Source organism: Microbacterium algeriense (genome assembly GCF_008868005.1).
Classification (GTDB): Bacteria; Actinomycetota; Actinomycetes; order Actinomycetales; family Microbacteriaceae; genus Microbacterium; species Microbacterium algeriense.
The window spans coordinates 608,198-630,396 of the sequence record NZ_WAAO01000002.1; the positions used below are offsets into that span (position 1 = coordinate 608,198).

Below are 22,199 nucleotides of genomic sequence, written 5' to 3' on the forward strand. Positions count from 1 at the left end.
CGATGTCATCGCGGTCGTCGGAGACGACGCGGCCGAGCGTGTTCTGGCCGCTCGCCGCGCTCGTGATCCCGCCGATGTCGCTGATCGCGAAGATCCGGGTGACGGGTGCGGAGAAGCTGCCGAAGGCGGGGGCTTTCGTCCTCGCGCCGAACCACTACTCCGAGTTCGATCCGCTGATCGTCGCGGTCGCCGTGTGGCGGATGGGGCGTGCACCGCGGTTCATGGCCAAGGAGAGCCTGTTCCGTGTTCCGGTGCTGGGCTGGTTCCTGCGCCGCACCGGCATGATCCCCGTGGCCCGCACCTCCTCCGCCTCGTCGGCGCGCCAGACGATGAAGCAGTCCGAGGAGCTCGTCGAGCACGGCCGCGGCGTCATCGTGTATCCGGAGGGGACGCTGACCCGCGATCCCGATCTGTGGCCGATGCGCGGCAAGTCCGGCGCGGTGCGGCTCGCTCTCGCGGACGGCATCCCGCTGATCCCGATGGCGCAGTGGGGCACGCAGGAGATCATGGGCCGCTACCAGAAGGGCCTGAGCCTGTGGCCGCTGCGCAAGCCGGTCCACGTGCTCGTCGGCGATCCCGTCGATGTGGAGGACCTGCGCGCGCGTGCCGGCGAGCCGGCCGCCCTGACGGAGGCGACGAACCGTCTGATGAACGCGATCACGGCCCTGCTCGAGCAGCTGCGCGATGAGAAGGCGCCGGCGGAGCGCTGGAACCCCGCATCCCACGGCCAGAAGGAGACCGGACGCCTTGACTCCTAAGAGAACCGCTCCGGTCGGTCCGCGCGCCACCGTCATCGGCTCGGGCAGCTGGGGGACGACATTCGGCAAGATCCTCGCCGACGGCGGCGCCCAGGTGACGATGTGGGCTCGCCGTCCCGAGCTCGCCCAGGAGATCAACGAGGCCAAGCGCAACAGCCGCTACCTGCCGGGCATCAATCTGCCCCGGACCATGTCGGCCACGCATGAACTGGCGACGTCCCTCGACGGCGTCGAGCAGGTGTACCTGTCGGTGCCGAGCCAGTCCCTCCGCGAGAACCTCAAGGCGCTGCGACCTCTGCTCGCCGACAGCGACGCCAAGGTCATCAGCTTGATGAAGGGTGTGGAGCGCGGCAGCGGACTGCGCATGAGCCAGGTGATCCAGCAGGAGCTGCGCTGCGATCCCGACCGCATCGCCGTGGCTTCCGGGCCGAACCTGGCCCTCGAGATCGCCCGCGAGCAGCCGACCGCCGCCGTCATCTCCTCACGCAGCCAGGAGACCGCGGAGACCGTGGCACGCGCCGCGCGGAACGACTACTTCCGCACCTTCGTGAACACCGACGTGATCGGCACCGAGTTCGGCGGAGTGCTCAAGAACCTCATCGCGGTCGCGATCGGCATCGTCGACGGCGTCGGCTACGGCGAGAACACCAAGGCGTCGATCATCACCCGCGGCCTGGTCGAGATGACGGACTTCGCGGTCGCGAACGGCGCACACCCCGAGACCCTCCAGGGGCTCGCCGGCCTGGGCGATCTGATCGCGACGTGCCAGTCGCCGCTCAGCCGCAACAACACCGCCGGCCGCCTTCTCGGCCAGGGATACAGCTTCCAGGATGTCGTGAAGCAGATGCAGCAGACGGCGGAGGGCCTGGCATCGGTCGCGCCCATCCTGCAGCTGGCGCGTGAAGCCGACGTCCACATGCCCATCGTCGAGCAGGTGAAGATGGTGCTCGACGGGAAGATGGATCCGCGGGACATCGCGCCCCACCTGACGACGGACGACGACACCCCGCAGGGTGAGAGGACCAACCATGGACAAGCAGACGGTGGTGGTGCTCTTCGGCGGGCGCTCCAGCGAGCATTCGATCAGCTCCGCAACGGCGGGGGGAGTGCTGGGCGCGATCGATCGTGACCGCTACGACGTGATCCCGGTGGGGATCACGCGCGAAGGCGCCTTCGTCCTCGAAGAGGACGACCCCGCGAAGTTCCCCCTCGACGCGGAGCACCTCCCCGAGGTCGTCGACAACGGCACGCGCGTGCTGTGGCCGGAGCCGGGCGGCGATCGTACGCTGCGCGTCGTGCACCCCGACGGTGCCACCGAAGGGCTCGGCTCGATCGACGTCGTGCTGCCCATCCTGCACGGTCCGCACGGCGAAGACGGCACCATCCAGGGCTTCTTCGACACGCTCGAGGTCCCGTATGCCGGTGGAGGCGTCCTCGATTCGGCGCTGTGCATGGACAAGCACTTCATGAAGATCGCGCTTCAGGCCTCGGGTATCGCCGTCGCCCCCTGGGTGACCGTCCGGCGCCGGGACTGGGATCGGGAACCCGCCGCGGTCCGCGCGGAGGCGGAGGCCCTCGGGCTGCCGCTGTTCGTGAAGCCCGCGAGGGCGGGCTCGAGCGTCGGCGTGTCGAAGGTCGACGCCCTCGACGAGCTCGACGCGGCCCTGGCCGTCGCGTTCGCCGAGGATGACAAGGTCCTGATCGAGACCGGCGTGCACGGCAGGGAGATCGAGGTGGCCGTGCTCGAGGGCGCAGACGGTGTCCGTGCCTCGCTCCCCGGCGAGATCGTGCTGACCTCTCGCGGCTTCTACGACTTCGAGGGCAAGTACCTCGGCGGCGACGGCGTCGACGTCGTGTGCCCCGCCGACGTCACGGACGTCGAGCGCGCGGCGATCCAGGAGGCTGGCGTGCGTGCGTTCGAAGCCGTGGACGGTCGCGGCCTCGCCCGAGTGGACATGTTCCTGACGCCGTCCGGCGACCTCGTCGTCAACGAGCTGAACACGATGCCCGGCTTCACGCCGATCTCGATGTTCCCGAAGTGCTGGGTCGCCTCGGGGCTGAGCTACGGCGACCTGATCACCGAGCTTGTCGAGGCCGGTCTGCGACGCTGACCGTCCGGTCGGCCGCGGTCAGCTCGCGGGGAACTCGACGCGGTCGGTGCACTTCGCGGTCGCGGGGGCGAGTCCGCCCTGGATGCTCTTCGAGATCGAGTCGACGATCGACTGGAAATCGATCTGCTCGCCGCGGCGGATGTTGACCTCGACGGCGGGGTCGCGACCGTACGTGACCAGGCGCTGCCTCTCCTCCTCCTGCTCCAGGACGAGCCAGTCGACACCGCCGAGCGTCGTGCACACGAGGGCGGACGGGGCGGGAGGTTCGACGCCGCAGCGGAGCACGACAGTCGGGTCACCCCATGCGCCGGTGGCCTGGGCATCCGTCCACACGCGGTCGAAGCCCGCGACGTTGTCCGGGAGCAGCACCGACACCGAGGCGCAGGCGGGATCGTTCGCGTCGTCCGCCGGCTCGAGGTGGACGGTCGTGGAGCAGCCCGCGAGCAGCGCGGACACGGCCGCTGCGCCGGCGAGGGCAGCGAGGCGACGGGAGCGGGGCATGCTTCCAGGCTACCTTTGACAGCATGCCCTCCCGACCCGAAGCCGATGATCCGCGCCTGGGCGATGTCTCCGAAGGGCGGGTCCTCCAGGCGATCCTGACCCGCACCCCGCCGTCGGCGCACACGCTGCTGGGCCCGGGAGACGATGCCGCCGTGATCGCGGCGCCGTCGGGGTCGGTGGTCGCCACGACCGACACCCTCGTGCACGGTCCGGACTTCCGCCTGGCCTGGTCGAGCGGCTACGACCTCGGGTGGAAGGCCGCCGCGGTGAATCTCGCAGACGTGGCGGCGATGGGGGCGCGCCCGACCGCGCTGCTGGTCGCCCTCGCGGTGCCGCGCGATCTGCGCCTGTCGTTCGTCGAGCGGCTCGCCGACGGCTTCCGCGATGCCTGCACGGCGCTCGCCCCCGGGTGCGCCGTGGTCGGCGGCGACCTCACGGTCTCGGACGTGCTGACGGTGGCCGTGACCGCGCTCGGGGACCTGGAGGGCCGAGCTCCCGTCACCCGCAGCGGAGCTCGCCCCGGGGATGCGGTCGCGGTCGCGGGAGAGCTGGGCCTGGCTGCTCAAGGCCTCGCCGTGCTGTTCGGTCGGTTCCGCGACGGGGACGTCCCCGTTCCCGTCGACCCCGCCCGGCTCGGGCCGGGGGAGCGTGCGGCGCTCTCGGCGCAGTTGCGTCCGACTCCGCCGATCGCGCTCGGCGCCGTCGCGGCGACAGCCGGGGCGACGGCGATGATGGACATCTCCGACGGACTCGCGCTGGATGCGCGTCGGATGGCCGACGCCTCCGGAGTCACGCTCGCACTCGACGGTTCCGCGCTCGGTCCGGACGTGGATCGGGCGCTGGCGGGCGGGGAGGATCATGCCCTGCTCGCGACGTTCCCGGAGGGTGCGCTGCCTCCCGGATTCCGTGCCATCGGGGTCGTCCGAGCACGGGGGACAGAGGAGCTGCTGTGCGACGGGCGACCTGTCGACACCAGCGGATGGGATCCCTACCGGGACTGGGACTCGGTCTCCGGCTGAGCCGCAGAACCCTGCACCGCGTCGCCGTCGGTCTCTGCGGACGGCTCGGCCCACCACAGCGTCGTGTCGCCGTAGCTCTTCTCGCGGAAGAGCTCCAACCCTGCGGCGGTGAAGTCGGGAGGTGCGGACCGGCGCGCCCGCTCGACGACGACGACCGCGTCGGATGCCAGCAGCGGCGCGAGGGCGACGAGGTCCGCGGTCATCGCCGCGTCGTCGAGGTCGTACGGCGGATCGCTGAAGACGAGGTCGAAGGGCCCGGCGGCCCGCTGCAGGAACGCGTGCACGGAGCTCTCGTGGACCCGCCCTGCCGGCGCGCCCGTCGCCTTGGCCACCGCGGCGGCGTTGCGTCGCACGATCGCCGCGGCCTGCCGTCCGCGCTCGACGAGGTCGGCGCTCGCTGCACCGCGGCTCAACGCTTCGAGGCCGAGGGCTCCGGAGCCGGCGTAGAGATCGAGCACCCGCGCCCCGGAGATGGCGCTCAGGGATTCGAGCGCACCGAAGAGCGACTCGCGGACACGGTCGCTGGTCGGTCGTGTTCCCGCTCCCGGCACCTCGAGCCTCGCGCCTCTCGCGCCCCCTGCGATGATCCTCGTCACCTGTTCACGATACGACAGCCCCGGGGTGCCGACCGTGTCCGTGCTGTTCCCTAGACTCGGAGCATGCCGCTCACGCTCGATTCCTCGCTCGAGGATGCCCTCGGCGCGGCGTCTGCCAAGACGCTCGGACGCGCCTTCGGCATGCAGAGCGTCGGCGACCTTCTCGCGCACTACCCGCGCCGCTACGCCGATCCCGGGGAGCTGACTCCGATCCGCGATCTTCCCCTGGGGGAGACGGTCACGATCGTGGCCGAGGTGCTGTCGTCGAGTTTCCGTCGCATGCGCAATCGTCCGGGCGCGATGGTCGACGTCGTGATCGGGGACGGCGTCGGCCGGATGTCGCTGACCTTCTTCGCGAAGAACGTCGGTGCGGCGGAATGGCGCTCCAAGGATTTGGCCGTCGGGCGTCGAGGCGTGTTCTCCGGCAAGGTCGGCGAGTTCAACGGCGTGACCCAGTTCGCCCATCCCGAGTACGAGCTGTTCGACGACGAAGACGCCGCACGGCGCAGCGCCGATGCCCGGGCCGCGGTGCCGATCCCCATCTATCCCGCGACCTCGGCGATCCAGACCTGGCAGATCGCCCGTCTGATCGGACGCGTGCTGGACGACCTCCCGACCGTGCCCGACCCGCTGACCGCGGAGATCCGCGAACGCGAGGAGCTGCTCACCGCCCGGGACGCGCTGGAGCTGATCCACCGCCCCCGGACGCGCAACGACATCGACCCGGCGGTGCGCACCCTCCGCATGCATGAGGCGCTGACGCTGCAGACGGCCCTCCTGCAGCAGCGGGACGCGGTCCGCGCGCTCGCGGCGACCTCGCGCCCGGCGCATCCGGGTGGGTTGCTGGAGCGGTTCGACGCATCCCTTCCGTACACGCTCACGCCCGATCAGCAGACAGTGGGTGCGCAGATCGCCGCGGACCTCGTCGGAGCGTGGCCCATGAACCGCCTCGTGCAGGGCGAGGTCGGATCGGGGAAGACCCTCGTCGCGCTCCGGGCGATGCTCCAGGTCGCGGAGAGCGGTGGGCAGGCGGCGCTGATCGCCCCCACCGAGGTCCTCGCCGGGCAGCACCTGCGGTCGATCGCCAAGATGCTCGGCCCCGATCTGGCGGCGCAGCTGATGCCCACGCTGCTCACCGGACAGCTGACCGCCGCCGAACGTCGGAAGGCGGCACTGCGCGTCGCCTCCGGGCAGTCCCTCATCGTGGTGGGCACCCATGCCCTGCTCGGAGAGAAGACGACGTTCGCTGATCTCGGACTCGTCGTGGTCGACGAACAGCACCGCTTCGGCGTGGAGCAGCGTGAGGCCCTGCGCGCGAAGGGGTCGAGTCCGCACGCGCTGGTGCTGACGGCCACGCCGATCCCGCGGACCGTCGCCATGACCGTGTTCGGCGACCTCGACACCTCCGTGATCCGCACCATGCCGGCGGGACGAGCGGGCATCGAGACCTATGTCGCTCCGCTCGCGGAGCATCCGGGCTGGTTCAACCGGGTATGGGAGCGCGCTGCCGAGGAGATCGCCCAGGGGCGGCAGGTCTTCGCGGTCTGTGCGGCGATCGACACGGCGAAGAAGACGACCGAGCCCGGCGAACAGCCGGCGGCGGCACCGGAAGGCGGCAACGGTCCGCGCTGGGGCGTGGTGCAGCTCGACGAGGCGCTCTCCACGCATCCCACTCTGGGCGGTCTGCGACGCGCGGTCCTGCACGGCAAGATGCCCTCCGAGGAGAAGGACGCCGTGATGCAGTCCTTCGCGCGCGGTGACATCGATCTGCTCCTGGCCACCACCGTGATCGAGGTCGGCGTCGACGTCCCCAACGCCTCGACCATGATCGTGCTCGACGCGGATCGTTTCGGCGTCTCGCAGTTGCATCAGCTGCGTGGTCGCGTGGGGCGAGGGGGAGTGCCCGGCCTGTGCCTGCTCGTCACGGAGGCGGAGACGGGGTCCCTCGCGCGGGATCGCGTCGAAGCGGTCGCGGCGACACTCGACGGCTTCGCGCTCGCGGAGGTCGACCTCGAGCTCCGCGGCGAAGGTGATGTGCTCGGGGCCGCCCAGGCAGGCGTGCGCTCCTCGCTGAAGCTGCTGCGCGTGGTGAAGGACGCCGACCTCATCACCCGCGCGCGCGAGGTGGCGGAGGGCATCCTCGCGGACGACCCCGATCTCCTCGGTCATGCGGGGCTGCGGGAGGCGATCGGTCGGCGGGTGAGCGACGAGGATCGCGCCGCCCTCGCCAAGAACTGACGCCGCTTCGGCGTGCCCTAGGCTGGGGGCATGAGCAGCCGGATCGCCGTCGTCCCGGGTTCCTTCGATCCGCCTACCCTGGGTCACCTCGATGTGATCCGGCGTGCGGCCGCGTTGTACGACGAACTGCATGTGCTGGTCGTCCACAACCCCGGCAAGGAGGCGATGCTGCCGATCGCGCAGCGTCTGTCGCTGCTGGAGCGCTCGATCGCCGATGACGGCATGCGGGGGAACATCGTGATCGGCTCCTGGAGCATGGGGCTGCTCGTGGATTACGCCCGCGACGTGAACGCCGGTGTGCTGGTCAAGGGCATCCGCTCGCAGATCGACGTGGCGTACGAGTCGCCGATGGCGATCGTGAACCGGCACCTCGCCGACATCGAGACGGTCTTCCTGCTGCCCGATCCCTCGCATGCGATGGTGTCGAGCTCCCTCGTCCGTCAGGTGGCGTCCCTCGGCGGCGACGTGGCCCCGTTCGTCCCGCCGGCCGTCGCCGCGTTCCTCGACACCGGCGCGCGGGGTATCTGAGCGCCTTCCTGAACGTCGGCTCGGCCCTTCTCCCGGCGGCGCCCGGTAACATGGCCGGGTGCGATCTCGACTGAACGGCCCTTTCATCCTCCCCGTCCGCGACATCGTCCGGCGCCCGGGTGAGATGCGTGAGCACGAGTTCACGGTGACCCTCGCGGAGCAGTGGGGCGAGGGGATCGTCTCCTTCGAAGCAGGCTCCGACCTCGACGTCGATGTGCGCCTCGAGTCGGTCCACGAGGGCATTCTCGTGTCCGGAACCGCCGACGGTGAGTACGCCGGGGTATGCGGAAGATGCCTGATCGACATCGCTCGGCCCGTCGAAGTCGAGTTCCAGGAGCTTTTCGCGTATCCTGGTGAGGAAGAAACTGACTTCGAGGTTCAAGACGACCACGTGGATCTTGAAACTCTCGTCAGGGATGCGGCCGTCCTGGCCCTTCCTTTTCAGCCGGTGTGTCAGCCGGATTGCCCGGGTCTCGACCCGAAAACGGGTGAGCGACTGACCGTGAGCACCGGAACGGAGCAGGTGGCTCCCATCGATCCTCGGTGGAGTGCGCTCCAGCAGATCACAGACCAAGACGGCACGGAAGAATCTCGTGCCGCCGAGAAAGAAGAGAGCTAGTCATGGCTGGTAACCCCCCGAAGCGCAAGGTTTCCCGTTCGAACACCCGCTCGCGCCGCGCGCAGTGGAAGGCGGAGGCTCCTGCCCTCGTCAAGACCATCGAGAACGGCAAGGTCGTCTACAGCCGTCCGCACCAGGCGAAGGTCGTCACCGACTCGCAGGGCACCGAACTGTTCCTGGAGTACAAGGGCCGCAAGGTCGCTGACGTCTGATCCGCGAATCGTGACGGAGGTCCCCGGGGGGACGAGGCCTCTCCCAGCTAAGCTCCGCGTCGATATCGACGCGGAGCTTCTGGAGTTGGCGCTGACCCACCGCTCCTACGCCTACGAGCACGGCGGCATCCCGCACAACGAACGCCTGGAGTTCCTCGGCGACTCGGTGCTCGGGCAGGCGGTGACGGTCATGCTGTTCACCACCCACCCCGACCTCGACGAGGGCGAGCTGGCGAAGCGGCGCGCGAGCGTCGTCTCCACCGTCGCTCTGGCGGAGGTCGCCCGGGGGATCGGTCTCGGCGAGCATCTTCTGCTCGGCCGCGGCGAAGAGCAGACCGGCGGACGCGACAAGGATTCGATCCTGGCCGACACCATGGAGGCCGTGATCGGGGCGACGTACCTGTCGGCCGGTCCGGAGGCGGCGACCGAGCTGGTGCTCCGCCTGACGAAGCCGCTGTTGGCCGACCCGGAGCGCTATGGCGCCGCGATGGATCCCAAGACCAGCCTCCAGGAGCTCGCCGCTCGCGTGGGGGCGACCCCTCCGCAGTACTCCGTCGAGGCCAGCGGGCCCGACCACGATCGTCGGTTCACCGCGACCGTCGCGGTCGGCGACGTGCGCATGACGGGCACCGGAAGCAGCAAGAAGACGGCGGAGATGGCGGCGGCCCTCAGCGCCTGGCGCACTCTCAGCGACCGTGCCTGAGCTTCCCGAGGTCGAGGTCGTCCGGGCCGGCCTGGAACCGGCCGCCGTCGGCGCCGTGATCACCGGGGTCAGCGTGTTCGACGAACGTGCGCTGACGCGACACGTCCCTGGCGCGTCCGACTTCGTCGCGCGACTCGAGGGCCGGTCCTTCACGGCGACGTCCCGGCGCGGCAAGTTCCTCTGGCTCCCGCTCGACGACGGGGACTCCGCGCTGATCGCCCACCTCGGGATGAGCGGGCAGATGCTGCTGCGTGCGCCCGATGCGACGGCCGAGCGGCACGAGCGCGTCCGCATCGGGATCGAGCATCCCGTGCACGGAGAGCTCGCCATCGTCTTCGCCGACCAGCGGACGTTCGGCTCGCTGGCGGTCGACGCGCTCGTCGCCGACGGTCCTTCGCGTGTTCCGACGCAGGTGCGTCACATCGCCAGGGACCCGCTGGATGCCGCCTTCGATGATCGGGCGTTCCGCGCGGCGCTGTCGCGACGGCGCAGCGCGATCAAGCGCGTTCTCCTGGACCAGAGCCTCATCAGCGGAATCGGCAACATCTACGCCGACGAGTCCCTGTGGGCCGCACGCATCCACCCGGAGACCTCCGCGGATGCGTTGTCGACCCGCGCGGTCCATCGGCTGCTCGCCGAGGTGCGGCTCGTGCTCACGAGGGCTCTCGCCGAGGGCGGCACGAGCTTCGATGCGCAGTACGTGAACGTCAACGGACAGGCCGGTTACTTCGCGCGTCACCTGCATGCCTACGGCCGCGCGGGGCAGCCGTGCGAGCGGTGCGGCGGTCCGATCCGGAGGGAGCCGTTCATGAACCGCTCCAGCTTCTTCTGCCCGCGTTGCCAGCGGGTGAAGCCGGCCGCGGACTAGGCGCGCCGTCCCTGCGGAGGCGGTCACCGCGCACGCGCCGGGACCATCGGCACTGTCGCCGAGGCGACACTCGGCGAAGACTTGCAGCTCGTAGAACGAGAGGCATCACCATGACTGCACGCAACTATTCGCTCCTCGTCGCCGCTTACGACGACGTCACGACGGCCCGAGAGGAGTTCGCGGCGATCCACCAGCTCGACGATGTGAAGGTGACCGCAGGCGTCGTCCTCTCCCGTGACGAACAGGGAGAGGTCGAAGTGAAGGAGCACGGCGGCCGCCTGATCGAGGAGGGAACGGCGATCGGCGCCGTCGCCGGGCTGGTGGTCGGCCTCTTCGCACCCCCGCTTCTGCTGACAGGGGTGGTGGGTGCGGCGATCGGCGCCGGGGCCGGGGCGCTCGTGAAACGCCATGAGGAGAAGAACATCGGAGTGGACGCAGAGGCGTGGCTTCCGGCAGGTTCTTCGGCGATCGTCGCCGTCGTGGACGATCGCTACCTCGACAAGGTGGACAAGGCCGTCAGGAAGGCGACGAAGAAGGTGGCCAAGGCGATCGAGAAGGGCGACTACGACGCGGTGGTGAAGGCCGTGAACACGGGCGACGACAAGATCGTCGACGCTCTCGCCTCCTGACAGCGGCCCTCGGCATCGACCGAACAGCGGTGCCGGGCGGTCGGATCGCCGACTCGCGGGGGTCTCATGGATGTCGTGCTGGACTTCCTCGGCACGTTCTTCTTCGCCATCTCGGGGTCCCTGTTGGCGGCGCGCCGGGGATTCGACATCGTGGGGTCCGTCCTCCTGGGTGCGCTGACGGGGTTGGGCGGCGGGGTCGTCCGTGACCTGATCCTGGGCGTCACGCCGACCGCGTTCTCGCAGCCGATCCACCTGGCGGCTCCCGTCGCCGCGGCGGCGCTCGTCTTCTTCCTCGACCCGGCCGTCGAACGGATGCCCCACACCCTGCTCGTCTTCGATGCCGCAGGTCTTGGTCTGTTCTGCACGACGGGGGCGGTGAAGGCGCTCCAGCTGGGCATGAATCCGGTCGCTGCGGCTCTGCTCGGGGTCGCGACCGGCGTCGGAGGCGGCCTGCTCCGCGATGTCGTCGCGAACAGGGATCCGCAGCTGTTCGATCCGGACGACATCTACGCCGTTCCGGCCATGCTCGGCGCGGCGTCGATCACCGTCGCCTGGCTGACGGGCTGGTACAGCCCCGCGGTCGTGGTAGCCGTCGGTACGCTCGTTTTCACCCTACGACTCGTGTCGCTCCGGTTCGGATGGCGGGTTCCACGGGCGGTCGCCCGGCGGCGTGACGACCGGAGGGCGTAGTCCTTCGCGAGATGGTGACGCCGGCACTCCGGCATCGCCGGGGAGCTGCCCTGGCCCGGTCAGTTCTGCCAGTGGATCTGCTGCCCCTTGATGAGGGGGTAGTCGGCCAGCACGCTCCCGTCGAGGTCCTCCTTGTGCATGTCCACGGCCGTCACCTGGCTGTTCTCGTAGGTGGTGTAGTAGTAGATCCCCTTGTCGGTGTTGCAGCACGAGGAGTAGATGGTGATCTCGAACTTGCCGGGGGGGACTTCCACACATCCGCGCTGCTGCGCGACGGAACCGAGGATCTGGAAGAACTGGCTGATGGATTCCGATTCGGAGTCCCCGGAGACGGAGTTCATCTTCGTGAAGGCCGCTTTCACGAACCGCGACGCCGACGACAGGTCGCCCGGCAGGCCGATGGCGCCCATGCCGCGGCTGTACACGTCGAACTCGAGGGCGTCGGAGAAGTTGTTCTGCGGTGGGTTCGTCGACAGGTGCATGAAGTTGTTGAGGGTGAACGCCTGGATGTCGAAGGTGGGGTTGTTGGTGAGGACCCCGATCGGGTTGTCGTACACCTTCAGACCCTCCGCCACGCTCTCCACGGTGATCGACGTCGTCCGATCGGAGATGATCCAGTGCAGCGGCGACAGCGGGAAGGCGTCGCTGAAGGAGATGTCGACGAGGTTGATCCGCTCCAGCTCGGCCTTGACCTCGTCCACGGTCTCGAACTGTCCGAGGATCCAGGGGATGAACTCGAACGGCGTGATGTTGGTCTTGTCCGACGCTTCCGGTTTGTAATCGGCGTTCCCGGGGAAGTTGAGACCGGCCATGCTGAGGCCCTTCTCGTTCGTCGCGTCGTAGTACAGGGGATAGCCGTCCGAGATCGTCGCCATCCCGATGATGGCGTGGTGCGTGGGCAGGGGTTCCGCCCGCCGGAACCGGAAGGGGAAGTTCCTCGGCGTCACCGTCACCGCCTCGTTGTACGAGAACTCCAGGTCCAGATTGCGCCCGAAGTAGTGGTCCGAAGTCGTGTAGTTCGCCCCTGTGCACATGTCGTCACCCTCCGATGTGAGCTGATCCGTCTCGTGTGGGGCCCACGATACGTGCGAGTCCGTCGCTTGACCATGGCCGAAAGGCCCACACGCCTCCGCGCGTGCGTGGCGACGGCTTGCACCGGCTGGCGAAGGGTGTACCCGCAGAGCCTCCCTCCGAGACGCCCCCCGTCGTAGCGTGGGGGACATGCACACCAGAACACTCGGACAGGGACTCGAGGTCTCGGCGGTCGGCCTCGGCGCCATGGGCATGTCGCAGAGCTACGGGCCGAACCCCGGCGACCGCGACGCGATGATCGCGGTCCTCCGCGCGGCGGCCGACCACGGCGTGAACTTCTTCGACACCGCGGAGGTCTACGGTCCCTACGTCAACGAGGAGCTCGTCGGCGAAGCGCTCGAGCCGCTCCGTGACGAGGTCGTCATCGCGACGAAGTTCGGGTGGGACATCCGCGACGGGCAGATGGTCGGCGTCGACAGCCGCCCCGAGCAGATCCGTCGCGTCGCCGACGCCTCGCTCAGGCGGCTGCGGACCGATGTGATCGATCTCTTCTACCAGCACCGTGTCGACCCCCGGGTGCCGATCGAGGACGTGGCGGGCACGGTCGGCGAGCTCATCGCGGAGGGAAAGGTGCGCCACTTCGGGTTGTCGGAGGCGTCGGCGGCGACGATCAGGGCCGCACACGCCGTTCAGCCCGTCACGGCGCTCCAGAGCGAGTATTCGCTCTGGACGCGCGATCCCGAGGCGGAGGTGCTGCCGACGCTCGCCGACCTCGGGATCGGGTTCGTCCCCTTCAGCCCGCTCGGGAAGGGGTTCCTGACGGGCACCGTCGACACCTCGACGACCTTCGCGGAGGGCGACATCCGCACCCGCGTGCCGCGGTTCGAAGCGGGAAACCTCGACGCGAACCAGGCACTCGTCGCTCAGGTGAAGACGCTCGCCGCGGCCAAGGGCGCGGCTCCGGGACAGATCGCTCTGGCCTGGCTGCTGGCTCAGCGACCGTGGATCGTGCCCATCCCCGGAACACGGCGCACCGAGCGGATCCGCGAGAACGCGGCATCCACGGCGGTCGCCCTCTCCGCGGACGAGAAAGCCGATCTCGACGCTCTGGTCGAGCGCATCGGCGTGCGCGGCGACCGGTACAACCCGGAGCACATGTCGTACGTGAACCGCTGATCGCCGGCGGACCGAGGAGAGGAGAGACCGTGGCACGCGTATTCGTCACCGGTTCCACACAGGGGATCGGTCGTGCGACTGCCGCGGCCCTTCTCGACGACGACCATGACGTCGTGGTCCACGCCCGCACGGACCACCGCCTCGCCGACCTCGATGATCTGCTCGCCCGCGGGGCGCGGAGCGTCGTCGGAGATCTCGCGCTGCCGGATCAGGTGCGCAGCCTCGCGGAGCACGCGGGGGACCTCGGACCGTTCGATGCGGTCATCCACAATGCGGGGGTGCTGGACGGCCCGGCGCTGCTGCCCGTCAATGTCGTGGCACCGTACGTCCTCACCGCGCTGGTCCCTGCTGCGCGGTCGATCTACCTCTCCAGCGGCATGCATCGCGGCGGTTCGGCCGAGCTCTCGCGTCTCGACTGGACCGGGAACCGTCGGACCGCCTCGTACTCGGACAGCAAGCTGCTCCTGACCGTGTTGATGGCAGCGGTCGCCCGACGGTGGCCCGATGTGCTCTCCAACGCCGTGGACCCCGGTTGGGTGCCCACGCGGATGGGTGGCCCGTCGGCGAGGGACGACCTGGAACTCGGGCACGTCACGCAGTCGTGGCTGGCGACCTCGGAAGACCCGGCGGCGCTGGTCTCCGGAGCCTATTGGTTCCACCAGCGCATCCGGGATCCGCACCCTGCCGTGCACGACGAGGCCACACAGGACGCCCTGATCGCTGCGCTGGCGAAGCACACCGGAGTTCCCCTCCGCGAGTGATCGGCGGGGCCTCGGCGGCCCCGCCGCCTCTGATTCACGCGGTCCGGAACGCCCCCTGCAGCAGAGGACGCGTCGCCCAGGTGCTGGCCCACACGACACCGATGCCGACGGCCACGACGAGCGCGATCGTGAACACGGACACCGGGGCCGTGATCAGGGCGAGCCCGACCAAGGGGAACACGAGAACGGCCGCGACGAGAGCCGATCCGATCGCCGTGACCAGCAGCGGAGACATGATCGCGCGTCGACGCGCGCGGTCCACCGTCTCGAGCGGGACTCCGAGGTGATGCAGGCTCCGGTGGAGCTCCCGCTGGTCGAGGACATCGGACGCCTGGTTCACGCCGACGGATGCCGCCACCATCAGGAAGGATCCGATCAGGGTGATGATCAGGCCTGTCCGGATGTCGTCGGCGAGGGCGAGGTCCGCAGCCGACAGGTCAGCCCCGCTGAGAGTGTCCAGCAGAGCGACGCCGGTGCCGGCGAAGACGGCCATGAAGCTCGCCATCGCGATGCCGCCCACCTGACGCCACGCGGCCTTCGGCGAGTCCAGCACGATCCGGGAGGCGAGAAGACGCTCGGGAGTCTCGGCGCGCTTCAGCTGGCGCGATGCGCTGACCTTCAGCACCCACGGACCCATGAGGTTGAGGACCGCGAGACACGCGGCGAACAGCAGCGCGACGACGATGATGGTGACGAACAGCTCGGCCACAGCCGGGAAGACCTTGATCAGGGCGAAGGACACGGCGATGGCCCCCACCGCGATGACGGCTCGGATCCAGTGCACCTTCGATGGCTCGGTACGCGTGCGGACGCCGAGGGGCGAGATCACCACGCGGCGGAGCCCGATGACCGCGCTGGCTGCGGCCAGCACGAGCACCCCGCCGACCACGGCGAGCATTCCCCAGGGCGGCAGCAGCACCGCGCCGACCCCGAGTGCCTCGCCCCGGAACGGGATGAGGCCGATGAGCGGGCTGAGTGCGATGTGCCCGAGCACACCGGCGATCGCCCCGGCGCCGGCGACGAGGACGGACTCGGCGACCGTCGCGAAGGTCACACCGGCGGGGGAGACGCCCAGCAGACGCAGCGTGGACAGTCGCTCGTCTCGGCGTCGGGCCGACAGGCGCGCCGCGGCGCCGCCCAATGACATCAACGGGACGACGAGCAGCACGAGCGCGATGGCCGCCAGCGCCTGGTAGAGCGCGGCTTCCGGATCCGTCCACCGCCAGAACGCCTGGGCGCCGCCCACGACGGTGAGGACGAGCGTCGTCACGATCCCGAAGGCGACCACCGGGAGCACGAGAACGCTGTTCTGCCCCGGTGCGGGACGCAGCAGCAACGCGAGAACCGTGCGGTTCATGCGTTCACCGCCGATCCGAGGATGCGGCCGTCGCGCACGGCGATCGTGCGGGTGCAGCGGGCGGCGACGTCGGCGTCGTGCGTCACGACGACGAGCGTGCGGCCCTGACCCGTGGTGGACCACAGCAGGGCGTCCATCACCTCGGCGGATGTGCGGGAGTCGAGCGCTCCCGTCGGTTCGTCGGCGAACACCACCTCCGCGCCGGTCGCCTGCGCCCTGGCGATCGCCACGCGCTGCGCCTGGCCTCCGGAGAGCTCGCCGATCCGCCGGTCCTCCATCCCGGAGAGTCCGAGCGCGGCCAGCCAGGAGGCCGCGTGCTGCACCGCGTCCTGCCGCCGGACTCCGTTGATCATCGACGCCAGAGCGACGTTCTCGACGGCCGTCAGCTCCGGGATCAGCAGTCCCTGCTGGAAGACGAAACCGAAGCGCTCCCGTCGCAGCCGTGATCGGGCGGACTCGCCGAGCGCGGTGACCTCGATCGCGGCCCCCTCAGCGGGACGGAAGACGGCGCTGCCCGCATCCGGCGCGGTGATCCCCGCCAGCACGTGCAGGAGTGTCGTCTTGCCGGAGCCCGACGCACCCATGATCGCGACGGACTCGCCGCGGTGGATGGCGAGGTCGACGCCGGCGAGCGCGCGCGTCGTGCCGAAGTTCTTGATGAGGGCGTGTGCTTCGATCACGGGAATGTTCATGATTCCAGCCTGGTCACCCGGCCTGCGCGCGTCGTCGCTCCGCCGGATGACCATGCGGACCCGACGTCATCCGGGAGGATGAGATCGGGTCCGCGCCGCGATCAGAGCTTCTTCTGCCAGGCGCCGGCGTACGACACCGGCACGAACCCGACCGCCTCGTTGATGTCGAGCATCGGTCGATTCTCCTCCGCGTTGAACGTCGAGACCACGGTCGCATCGGGCATCAGCTCGCGCCACCGGAGGAGGTTCGCGCACTTGACGATCATCCCCAGGCGGTGTCCGCGGTGCTCCTTCGAGACCAGGGTGCCGAACTGATGCGTGACCCCTCTCCGCTCGGCGCCGATCAGCAACTCGTTGTACGCCACGAGGTCACCGGTCGGCACATGCTGGACGGCGACGACGGACACGGTCTGGCCCGCCCCGGTCAGCCTCGCCTCGCGCCGGACGACGCGGTCCTCGTCCCACACCTCGGCCACGAAGTCCATGTCACCGCTGGGCGCATCGGTCGACAGCTTCGCGAGGACGGCGGCGAAGCCTGCCCGCAGCTCGGGCGGCGTCGGCATCGTCCATTCGAGCACCCGGTAGTCGGGTCCGGCGACGGCGAGCGCGTCGGTCAGCGCCGTGCGCAACGGGGCGGGATCGGAGCGGAGGTCGGCTTCGCTGTTGCGCTCCACCTGCTCGAGGGTGAAACCGCGGCTCTCGATCAGGTCGCTCAACCGAGTGGCGGGGACCCGGCCCCAGCCCGTCTTCGGCACGAGCATCCGCTCCGCCTCCTCCGGACGGTGCAGCGACCAGATCTGCAGCACGCTGCGCCCGCGGTCGCGCGCCTCGGTCTCGGCGCGCGAGAGCAGCGCGTCCTCGATGCCGTGGCCCCAGCGGTCCTCGGGGACGAGAAGGTCGATCTCGGCGGCATGCGCTTCCTCCTCCTGCGCGAAGGAGATCGTCACCATTCCGGCGATCTCTCCGTCGACGCGGGCGATGAAGCCGAGATCCAGCGAGTCGGCGTCGTCCTGCCAGTTCGGCAGGAGCTGCGCGGCGTCGGGGGCCAGGTCGGGGAGTCCCACCTGCTCGTCGCAGATCCGGCGGTTGAGTTCGCCGTAGGCGCGGAAGTCCGCCGCGGTGTCGTCGTCGAGCGTGGCCGGAACGATCAGCGGGGTGATGGTCAGGTCGGCGATGGTCATGTCAGGTCCTTCGGGGTTCTACGGGGAGCGGTTCCGTCCCGGCATCCGTCCACGGGTGTGCGGACGGATGCCGGGGCGGGGTGCGCGTCGAGGTCGGCATGCGCTCGGTCAGCGCATGCCGCGCTGCATGTCGAACGTCATCAGTGCGTACGACTCGGCGGCGGAGCGGTGACGCTGCTCGCCGAGCAGGAAGGCGTCTCCCGGATCGGTGAGGATCCGACGGCGCTCGCGGCGCGGACGCTGGGTCCGCTGGAGCAGCCAGATGCCGATCCGGAGAGAGAGGCGATCCGCCATCCCCAGCCGGAGCAGTTCCTCGTCGCGGGGGATGTGGAGGACCTCGCGGTCCTCGATATCGGGCGGGTGGGCGGTGTTGCGGTGCAACGTGGAGTTCACGATGGTTCCTTCGAGATGGGTGCGATGAGTGGATGCGGAAGCACCCCGCCGCGACGCCTCGGCGGACGGCGATGGTGCGGACGGAGGCGACGCCGGGGCCGCAGAAGAGCGGGTGCCGAGCGAGGCGGGAGATCCGTGATCTGAGGACAGATCAGAGGGTGGGGCGCGGACGCGCCGACCGGAGAGGGCCCACTACGGGCCGGAGAATCGGTGCGCTGCTACGAGAGCGAGCCGAAGCGGTCGCCGGCGGTTACCGAGAACGCGTGGCGCGGCGCAGAGTGCGCGGGCGCGGCGAGGCCAGTGGCCTGGGCGTTGAGCTGAGTGATCATCATCGGTAACCTCCTTTCGTGTGGCGATCCGGAGGCAACCGTAGCGAAACTCGCAGCGAATCGTCAAGAACTTCGTGCTAAGCACGGCGTGTCGCCCCGATGCGGCTTTCGTCTCCGACCGCGCGGGATGACGGCCGAAGCCCGGGATTCCGGTAGCGTAGCCGCGTGATTCTCCCCGGACGAGTGGTGCCCGCATGCATCTGAAGAGCCTGACGCTCAAGGGGTTCAAATCGTTCGCGCAGCCGACGAGCTTCGTGTTCGAGCCCGGCGTGACCTGCATCGTCGGCCCGAACGGCTCCGGCAAGTCCAACGTCGTGGACGCGCTCGCCTGGGTGATGGGGGAGCAGGGTGCCAAGACCCTTCGCGGCGGCAAGATGGAGGACGTCATCTTCGCGGGCACGTCGACGCGCGGCCCCCTCGGCCGCGCCGAGGTGCAGCTCACGATCGACAACGCCGACGGCGCTCTGCCGATCGAGTACGCCGAGGTCACGATCAGCCGGACACTGTTCCGCAACGGTTCCAGCGAGTACGCGATCAACGGCGAAGGATGCCGGCTCCTCGACGTGCAGGAGCTCCTGAGCGACTCGGGCCTCGGCCGCGAGATGCACGTGATCGTGGGGCAAGGGCGTCTGGACACCGTGCTGCAGGCGTCGCCGGAGGACCGCCGCGGATTCATCGAGGAAGCGGCCGGAATCCTGAAGCACCGTCGCCGCAAGGAGAAGACCCTCCGCAAGCTCGACGCCATGGAGGCGAACCTCACGCGCCTCAGCGACCTGGCCGGTGAGATCCGTCGCCAGCTCAAGCCTCTGGGCCGCCAGGCGGAGATCGCCCGCGAGGCGCAGACCATCGCCGCGGTCGTCCGCGACGCCAAAGCCCGTCTCTTCGCCGATGACGTCGTCGCTCTGCGCGCGGCGCTGGCCGACCATACGCGCACCGAGCATGAGCGTCACACCGAGCGTCTCGTGCTGTCGGATCAGGCCGAGACCGTGCGTGCCGGAATCGCCCGCCTCGAGCAGGATCAGAACTCCGTCGCGGTGGACCAGGCGCGCAGCGTGGCGTTCGGGCTCGAGCAGGTCCAGGAGCGCATGCGCGGTCTGTACACCCTGGCCAATCAGCGCCTGGCACTCCTCGGCACGGAGGACGACGACGCGGCAGTGTCCGCCGTCACCGTGACCCAGGGCATGATCAACGAGGCCAAGGAGGAGATCGACACGATCTCAGCGGGACTCGGCGACGCTCAGGACGCCGCCGCGGCAGCGAGCCGTGAGGTCGTGCACGCGCGAGCGGAGCTCGACACGCTCGACGTGGACATCGCCGAGCAGAGCGCACTGGTGTCGGAGTACGACATGCGGCTGTCGACCCTGCGCGGGACGGCGGACGCCGCCGCTTCCGCCCTCGCCGCCGTGCGGGGAGCCGTGCTCCGCCAGGAGAACGCCCTCGAGGCCGCGAACGTGCGTCGGCGTGAGGCGGCGGAAGCGCTCGAGGCCATCGACGACGCGGAGGCGCCGGAAGGCACCGCCGCGGAGCACGCTGCCGCGTACGAGAGCGCGCAGCGGGCGGCGACCGCGGCCGAGGCGGAGCGCGAGACGCTGCGCGAACGGCTGCACGCCGCGGAGCGCGAGGTCGACTCCCTCACGGCCAAGGCTGCCGCGCTGAGCAGTGCGCTGTCGCTCTCCGGCGGGGCTGCCGAGATCGTCCAGGCCGGGGGTCAGGGAGTTCGGGGCCTCGTCGGCGACGCCGTCCAGGTCCGTGCGGGCTACGAGGCGGCGATCGCCGCGGTGCTCGGTCCGCTCGCCGAGGGTGTCCTCGTCGATACCGCCGAGGACGCTTTCGCCCTGGCAGCCGAGTCCACCGACCTGCGCAGGGGAGTCGTCGACTTCGTCGTCGCGGAAGCGAAGCGCACCCACCCCGACCTGCCCGCCGTCGACCGGGTCACGCCCGCGGTGGAGACCGTGACAGCTCCGGATGGAATCCTGGGCGTGCTGTCGCATGTGCTGATCGCCGAGGATTGGGACGCCGCCAGGGCTGCCAGGACCGCGCTCGATGTCGCCGGTGACACGGCGACGACGATCGTCACCCTGGGCGGTGACGTGATCACCGCGCAGACGCTCCGCACGGGCTCCGGCGGTGAGCGCTCGCGTCTGGAGCTCGCGGCAGAGCGTGATGCGGCGGCCGAACGGCTCGCCGAGATCCAGGTCGTCGTCGATTCTCTCCGCCTCGCTCGTGAGGAGGCGAACGAGACCGTCGAGACCACCCGACGTCAAGCCAAGGATGCGCTCCGTGCGCTGCGCGAACACGACGCTGCCCTCGCCACGCACGCCGAGCAGGTGAACCGCGTCACCGTTCGCCACGAGTCCGCCGTCGCCGAGTGCGAGCGGTTGGAGGCCGGGCTTGCGCAGGCTCAGGCCGCTGTCGCCGATGCCGAGTCCAAAGCGCAGAATGCGAAGGCGGCCCTCGACGAGGCGATCGCCGCACCGCGGCCGGTCCTCGACGCCTCTGCCCGCGATGGTCTGCTGGAGGCGCTCGAACTCGCCCGTGAGGGGGAGGTTCGCGCCCGACTGGAGATCGAGACGCTGCGCGAACGTGTGCGAGCGGCGCAGGCGCGGGTCACGGGTCTGGAGCGGCAGCGGGAGCAGGAGCGCGACGCCGCTGCCGAGGCTGCCCGTCGTGCCGTGATCCGCCGCGCGCAGCGGGAGGCGGCTTCCGGGGTGGCAGCCGAGCTTCCGCGCATCCTCGACTCGCTCGACAGGTCCGTGACCGAGGCGAGGCTCGCCCTCGCGGAAGCGGAGGCGGCGCGCTCGGCGCAGAACGAGGAGCTCGTCGCCCTGCGCGCACAGGAGACCTCGCTCCGCGAGCGCCTCGCGGGGCTGACCGAGAGCGTGCACGGGCTCGAGCTTCAGATCCACGAGAAGAAGCTGCACTTGAACAGCCTTCTCGAGCGCGTGTCCTCTGAGCTCGCCCTGGACGAAGATATTCTCATTGCGGAATATGGACCCGACCAGCTCGTTCCTCGGGATCCGGGTGCGGAGCCCGCGCCCGACGAACTCCTCGACGACACGGCGATCCCCTTCGACCGCCGTATCCAGCAGCGCCGTCTGGCCGACGCCGAGCGCAAGCTCTCCCAGCTCGGGCGCGTGAACCCGCTGGCACTGGAGGAGTTCGCGGCGCTCGAGCAGAGACATGCCTTCCTCACGGAGCAGCTCGCCGATCTGACGCAGACCCGCCAGGACCTCCTCACGATCATCACGGACCTCGACGAGCGGATGCAGACCATCTTCGCGAGCGCGTTCGAGGACACGAAGGAGGCGTTCGGTCAGGTCTTCCCCCTGCTCTTCCCCGGTGGGACCGGGAGCATCTCGCTCACGGATCCGGACAACATGCTGACGACGGGCATCGAGGTGTCGGTCCGTCCGGTCGGCAAGAAGATCGAGCGGCTCTCCCTGCTGTCCGGCGGAGAGCGTTCGCTCGCGGCGGTCGCGCTGCTGGTGGCGATCTTCAAGGCTCGGCCGAGCCCGTTCTACATCCTCGACGAGGTGGAGGCGGCGCTCGACGACGCGAACCTGGGACGTCTGCTCACGGTGTTCGAGCAGCTCAGGGAGAGCTCGCAGCTGCTCATCATCACGCACCAGAAGCGCACGATGGAGATCGCCGATGCCCTGTACGGCGTCTCGATGCGCCAGGACGGTGTCTCGGCCGTCGTCGGCCAGCGCGTCGGCGACCGCGCCGCCGCCGTCGTCTGACCCGTCCCGCCCCATCCGCCTCTCCCGTCCCCGCGTCTGCTCCGCCGTTCGACTGAGCACAACTTC

General features: G+C 69.8%; 22 protein-coding genes. 15 read left to right on the top strand and 7 right to left on the bottom strand.

What is annotated here, in order from left to right; all coding sequences use genetic code 11:
* The first annotated feature begins 2 nt into the window (after positions 1–2).
* From F6A08_RS10495 to F6A08_RS10505, 3 genes are read left to right on the top strand one after another with little or no spacing between them, the layout of a single operon-like run.
* On the top strand, positions 3–758 hold the full coding sequence (locus F6A08_RS10495) for a lysophospholipid acyltransferase family protein (RefSeq protein ID WP_151459413.1): 756 nt from the start codon (positions 3–5) through the stop codon (positions 756–758).
* The gene (locus tag F6A08_RS10500; RefSeq protein WP_017204482.1) at positions 748–1,887 is read left to right on the top strand and encodes an NAD(P)H-dependent glycerol-3-phosphate dehydrogenase; all 1,140 of its coding nucleotides are present in this window, start codon (positions 748–750) and stop codon (positions 1,885–1,887) included. The genes F6A08_RS10495 and F6A08_RS10500 overlap by 11 nt, the downstream gene beginning before the upstream one ends.
* Entirely contained in the window at positions 1,787–2,869 is a 1,083-nt protein-coding gene (locus F6A08_RS10505) for a D-alanine--D-alanine ligase family protein (protein WP_017204483.1), read from the top strand. The genes F6A08_RS10500 and F6A08_RS10505 overlap by 101 nt, the downstream gene beginning before the upstream one ends.
* A gap of 18 nt (positions 2,870–2,887) precedes the next feature.
* Here F6A08_RS10505 and F6A08_RS10510 read toward each other — a convergent pair whose 3' ends face one another.
* Positions 2,888–3,370, bottom strand: coding sequence for a DUF3515 domain-containing protein (locus F6A08_RS10510; RefSeq protein ID WP_017204484.1), 483 nt, complete (start codon positions 3,368–3,370; stop codon positions 2,888–2,890).
* A gap of 23 nt (positions 3,371–3,393) precedes the next feature.
* Here F6A08_RS10510 and thiL point away from each other — a divergent pair, with 23 nt between their 5' ends.
* Positions 3,394–4,389 carry a thiamine-phosphate kinase gene (gene thiL, locus F6A08_RS10515; protein ID WP_151459414.1) on the top strand — a complete coding sequence of 332 codons (996 nt, stop codon included), beginning with the start codon at positions 3,394–3,396 and terminating at the stop codon, positions 4,387–4,389.
* On the opposite strand, the gene rsmD is transcribed toward thiL, so the two are convergent.
* The gene (rsmD, locus tag F6A08_RS10520) at positions 4,359–4,985 is read right to left on the bottom strand and encodes a 16S rRNA (guanine(966)-N(2))-methyltransferase RsmD (protein ID WP_124895443.1); all 627 of its coding nucleotides are present in this window, start codon (positions 4,983–4,985) and stop codon (positions 4,359–4,361) included. The two genes, thiL and rsmD, sit on opposite strands and share 31 nt — an antisense overlap.
* Before the next feature lie 63 nt (positions 4,986–5,048).
* Between rsmD and F6A08_RS10525 the strand changes: the two genes are divergently transcribed.
* The 8 genes from F6A08_RS10525 (at position 5,049) to F6A08_RS10560 (ending at position 11,472) form a co-directional block, all read left to right on the top strand.
* Positions 5,049–7,223 (top strand): ATP-dependent DNA helicase RecG, encoded by a 2,175-nt coding sequence (locus F6A08_RS10525; RefSeq protein ID WP_017204486.1) that lies wholly within the window; start codon positions 5,049–5,051, stop codon positions 7,221–7,223.
* A gap of 30 nt (positions 7,224–7,253) precedes the next feature.
* The gene (coaD, locus tag F6A08_RS10530) at positions 7,254–7,751 is read left to right on the top strand and encodes a pantetheine-phosphate adenylyltransferase (protein ID WP_124895445.1); all 498 of its coding nucleotides are present in this window, start codon (positions 7,254–7,256) and stop codon (positions 7,749–7,751) included.
* A gap of 70 nt (positions 7,752–7,821) precedes the next feature.
* Positions 7,822–8,370 (top strand): YceD family protein, encoded by a 549-nt coding sequence (locus F6A08_RS10535; RefSeq protein WP_225855838.1) that lies wholly within the window; start codon positions 7,822–7,824, stop codon positions 8,368–8,370.
* A gap of 2 nt (positions 8,371–8,372) precedes the next feature.
* A complete protein-coding gene (gene rpmF, locus F6A08_RS10540; protein WP_013586329.1) occupies positions 8,373–8,582 on the top strand; it encodes a 50S ribosomal protein L32 in 210 nt (69 codons plus the stop codon).
* 10 nt (positions 8,583–8,592) lie between these two features.
* Positions 8,593–9,285 (top strand): ribonuclease III, encoded by a 693-nt coding sequence (gene rnc, locus F6A08_RS10545; protein ID WP_026049998.1) that lies wholly within the window; start codon positions 8,593–8,595, stop codon positions 9,283–9,285.
* Positions 9,278–10,153 (top strand): bifunctional DNA-formamidopyrimidine glycosylase/DNA-(apurinic or apyrimidinic site) lyase, encoded by an 876-nt coding sequence (gene mutM / locus F6A08_RS10550; protein ID WP_151459415.1) that lies wholly within the window; start codon positions 9,278–9,280, stop codon positions 10,151–10,153. Before rnc ends, mutM begins: the two co-directional genes overlap by 8 nt.
* A gap of 110 nt (positions 10,154–10,263) precedes the next feature.
* A complete protein-coding gene (locus F6A08_RS10555) occupies positions 10,264–10,782 on the top strand; it encodes a DUF1269 domain-containing protein (protein ID WP_151459416.1) in 519 nt (172 codons plus the stop codon).
* A 66-nt stretch (positions 10,783–10,848) separates the two neighbouring features.
* A complete protein-coding gene (locus F6A08_RS10560; RefSeq protein WP_017204492.1) occupies positions 10,849–11,472 on the top strand; it encodes a trimeric intracellular cation channel family protein in 624 nt (207 codons plus the stop codon).
* A gap of 59 nt (positions 11,473–11,531) precedes the next feature.
* Here F6A08_RS10560 and bsh read toward each other — a convergent pair whose 3' ends face one another.
* Positions 11,532–12,506 carry a choloylglycine hydrolase gene (gene bsh, locus F6A08_RS10565; RefSeq protein WP_151459417.1) on the bottom strand — a complete coding sequence of 325 codons (975 nt, stop codon included), beginning with the start codon at positions 12,504–12,506 and terminating at the stop codon, positions 11,532–11,534.
* Positions 12,507–12,693: 187 nt separating this feature from the next.
* Between bsh and F6A08_RS10570 the strand changes: the two genes are divergently transcribed.
* Positions 12,694–13,680: an aldo/keto reductase gene (locus F6A08_RS10570; RefSeq protein ID WP_151459418.1), complete on the top strand. Its 987-nt coding sequence runs from the start codon at positions 12,694–12,696 to the stop codon at positions 13,678–13,680.
* Positions 13,681–13,709: 29 nt separating this feature from the next.
* Positions 13,710–14,441: an SDR family NAD(P)-dependent oxidoreductase gene (locus F6A08_RS10575; RefSeq protein ID WP_151459419.1), complete on the top strand. Its 732-nt coding sequence runs from the start codon at positions 13,710–13,712 to the stop codon at positions 14,439–14,441.
* A gap of 34 nt (positions 14,442–14,475) precedes the next feature.
* Here F6A08_RS10575 and F6A08_RS10580 read toward each other — a convergent pair whose 3' ends face one another.
* From F6A08_RS10580 to F6A08_RS10595, 4 genes are all read right to left on the bottom strand, one after another.
* Positions 14,476–15,798: an FtsX-like permease family protein gene (locus F6A08_RS10580; RefSeq protein WP_151459420.1), complete on the bottom strand. Its 1,323-nt coding sequence runs from the start codon at positions 15,796–15,798 to the stop codon at positions 14,476–14,478.
* Positions 15,795–16,490, bottom strand: coding sequence for an ABC transporter ATP-binding protein (locus tag F6A08_RS10585; RefSeq protein WP_017204497.1), 696 nt, complete (start codon positions 16,488–16,490; stop codon positions 15,795–15,797). The genes F6A08_RS10580 and F6A08_RS10585 overlap by 4 nt, the downstream gene beginning before the upstream one ends.
* Before the next feature lie 101 nt (positions 16,491–16,591).
* Positions 16,592–17,671, bottom strand: a complete 1,080-nt coding sequence (locus F6A08_RS10590; RefSeq protein ID WP_124895454.1) for a GNAT family N-acetyltransferase — start codon at positions 17,669–17,671, stop codon at positions 16,592–16,594.
* A gap of 108 nt (positions 17,672–17,779) precedes the next feature.
* Positions 17,780–18,064 carry a hypothetical protein gene (locus F6A08_RS10595; RefSeq protein ID WP_124895455.1) on the bottom strand — a complete coding sequence of 95 codons (285 nt, stop codon included), beginning with the start codon at positions 18,062–18,064 and terminating at the stop codon, positions 17,780–17,782.
* 523 nt (positions 18,065–18,587) lie between these two features.
* Between F6A08_RS10595 and smc the strand changes: the two genes are divergently transcribed.
* Entirely contained in the window at positions 18,588–22,133 is a 3,546-nt protein-coding gene (smc, locus tag F6A08_RS10600) for a chromosome segregation protein SMC (protein WP_151459421.1), read from the top strand.
* Positions 22,134–22,199 lie beyond the last annotated feature (66 nt).

Excerpts from the sequence above, each read along its gene's own strand:
- F6A08_RS10495 (WP_151459413.1), top strand. The coding sequence starts at position 3 with ATGTCATCGCGGTCGTCGGAGACGACGCGGCCGAGCGTGTTCTGGCCG.
- F6A08_RS10505 (WP_017204483.1), top strand. The coding sequence starts at position 1,787 with ATGGACAAGCAGACGGTGGTGGTGCTCTTCGGCGGGCGCTCCAGCGAG.
- F6A08_RS10510 (WP_017204484.1), bottom strand. The coding sequence starts at position 3,370 with ATGCCCCGCTCCCGTCGCCTCGCTGCCCTCGCCGGCGCAGCGGCCGTG.
- thiL (WP_151459414.1), top strand. The coding sequence starts at position 3,394 with ATGCCCTCCCGACCCGAAGCCGATGATCCGCGCCTGGGCGATGTCTCC.
- F6A08_RS10525 (WP_017204486.1), top strand. The coding sequence starts at position 5,049 with ATGCCGCTCACGCTCGATTCCTCGCTCGAGGATGCCCTCGGCGCGGCG.
- coaD (WP_124895445.1), top strand. The coding sequence starts at position 7,254 with ATGAGCAGCCGGATCGCCGTCGTCCCGGGTTCCTTCGATCCGCCTACC.
- rpmF (WP_013586329.1), top strand. The coding sequence starts at position 8,373 with ATGGCTGGTAACCCCCCGAAGCGCAAGGTTTCCCGTTCGAACACCCGC.
- F6A08_RS10555 (WP_151459416.1), top strand. The coding sequence starts at position 10,264 with ATGACTGCACGCAACTATTCGCTCCTCGTCGCCGCTTACGACGACGTC.
- F6A08_RS10560 (WP_017204492.1), top strand. The coding sequence starts at position 10,849 with ATGGATGTCGTGCTGGACTTCCTCGGCACGTTCTTCTTCGCCATCTCG.
- bsh (WP_151459417.1), bottom strand. The coding sequence starts at position 12,506 with ATGTGCACAGGGGCGAACTACACGACTTCGGACCACTACTTCGGGCGC.
- F6A08_RS10570 (WP_151459418.1), top strand. The coding sequence starts at position 12,694 with ATGCACACCAGAACACTCGGACAGGGACTCGAGGTCTCGGCGGTCGGC.
- F6A08_RS10580 (WP_151459420.1), bottom strand. The coding sequence starts at position 15,798 with ATGAACCGCACGGTTCTCGCGTTGCTGCTGCGTCCCGCACCGGGGCAG.
- F6A08_RS10585 (WP_017204497.1), bottom strand. The coding sequence starts at position 16,490 with ATGAACATTCCCGTGATCGAAGCACACGCCCTCATCAAGAACTTCGGC.
- F6A08_RS10590 (WP_124895454.1), bottom strand. The coding sequence starts at position 17,671 with ATGACCATCGCCGACCTGACCATCACCCCGCTGATCGTTCCGGCCACG.
- smc (WP_151459421.1), top strand. The coding sequence starts at position 18,588 with ATGCATCTGAAGAGCCTGACGCTCAAGGGGTTCAAATCGTTCGCGCAG.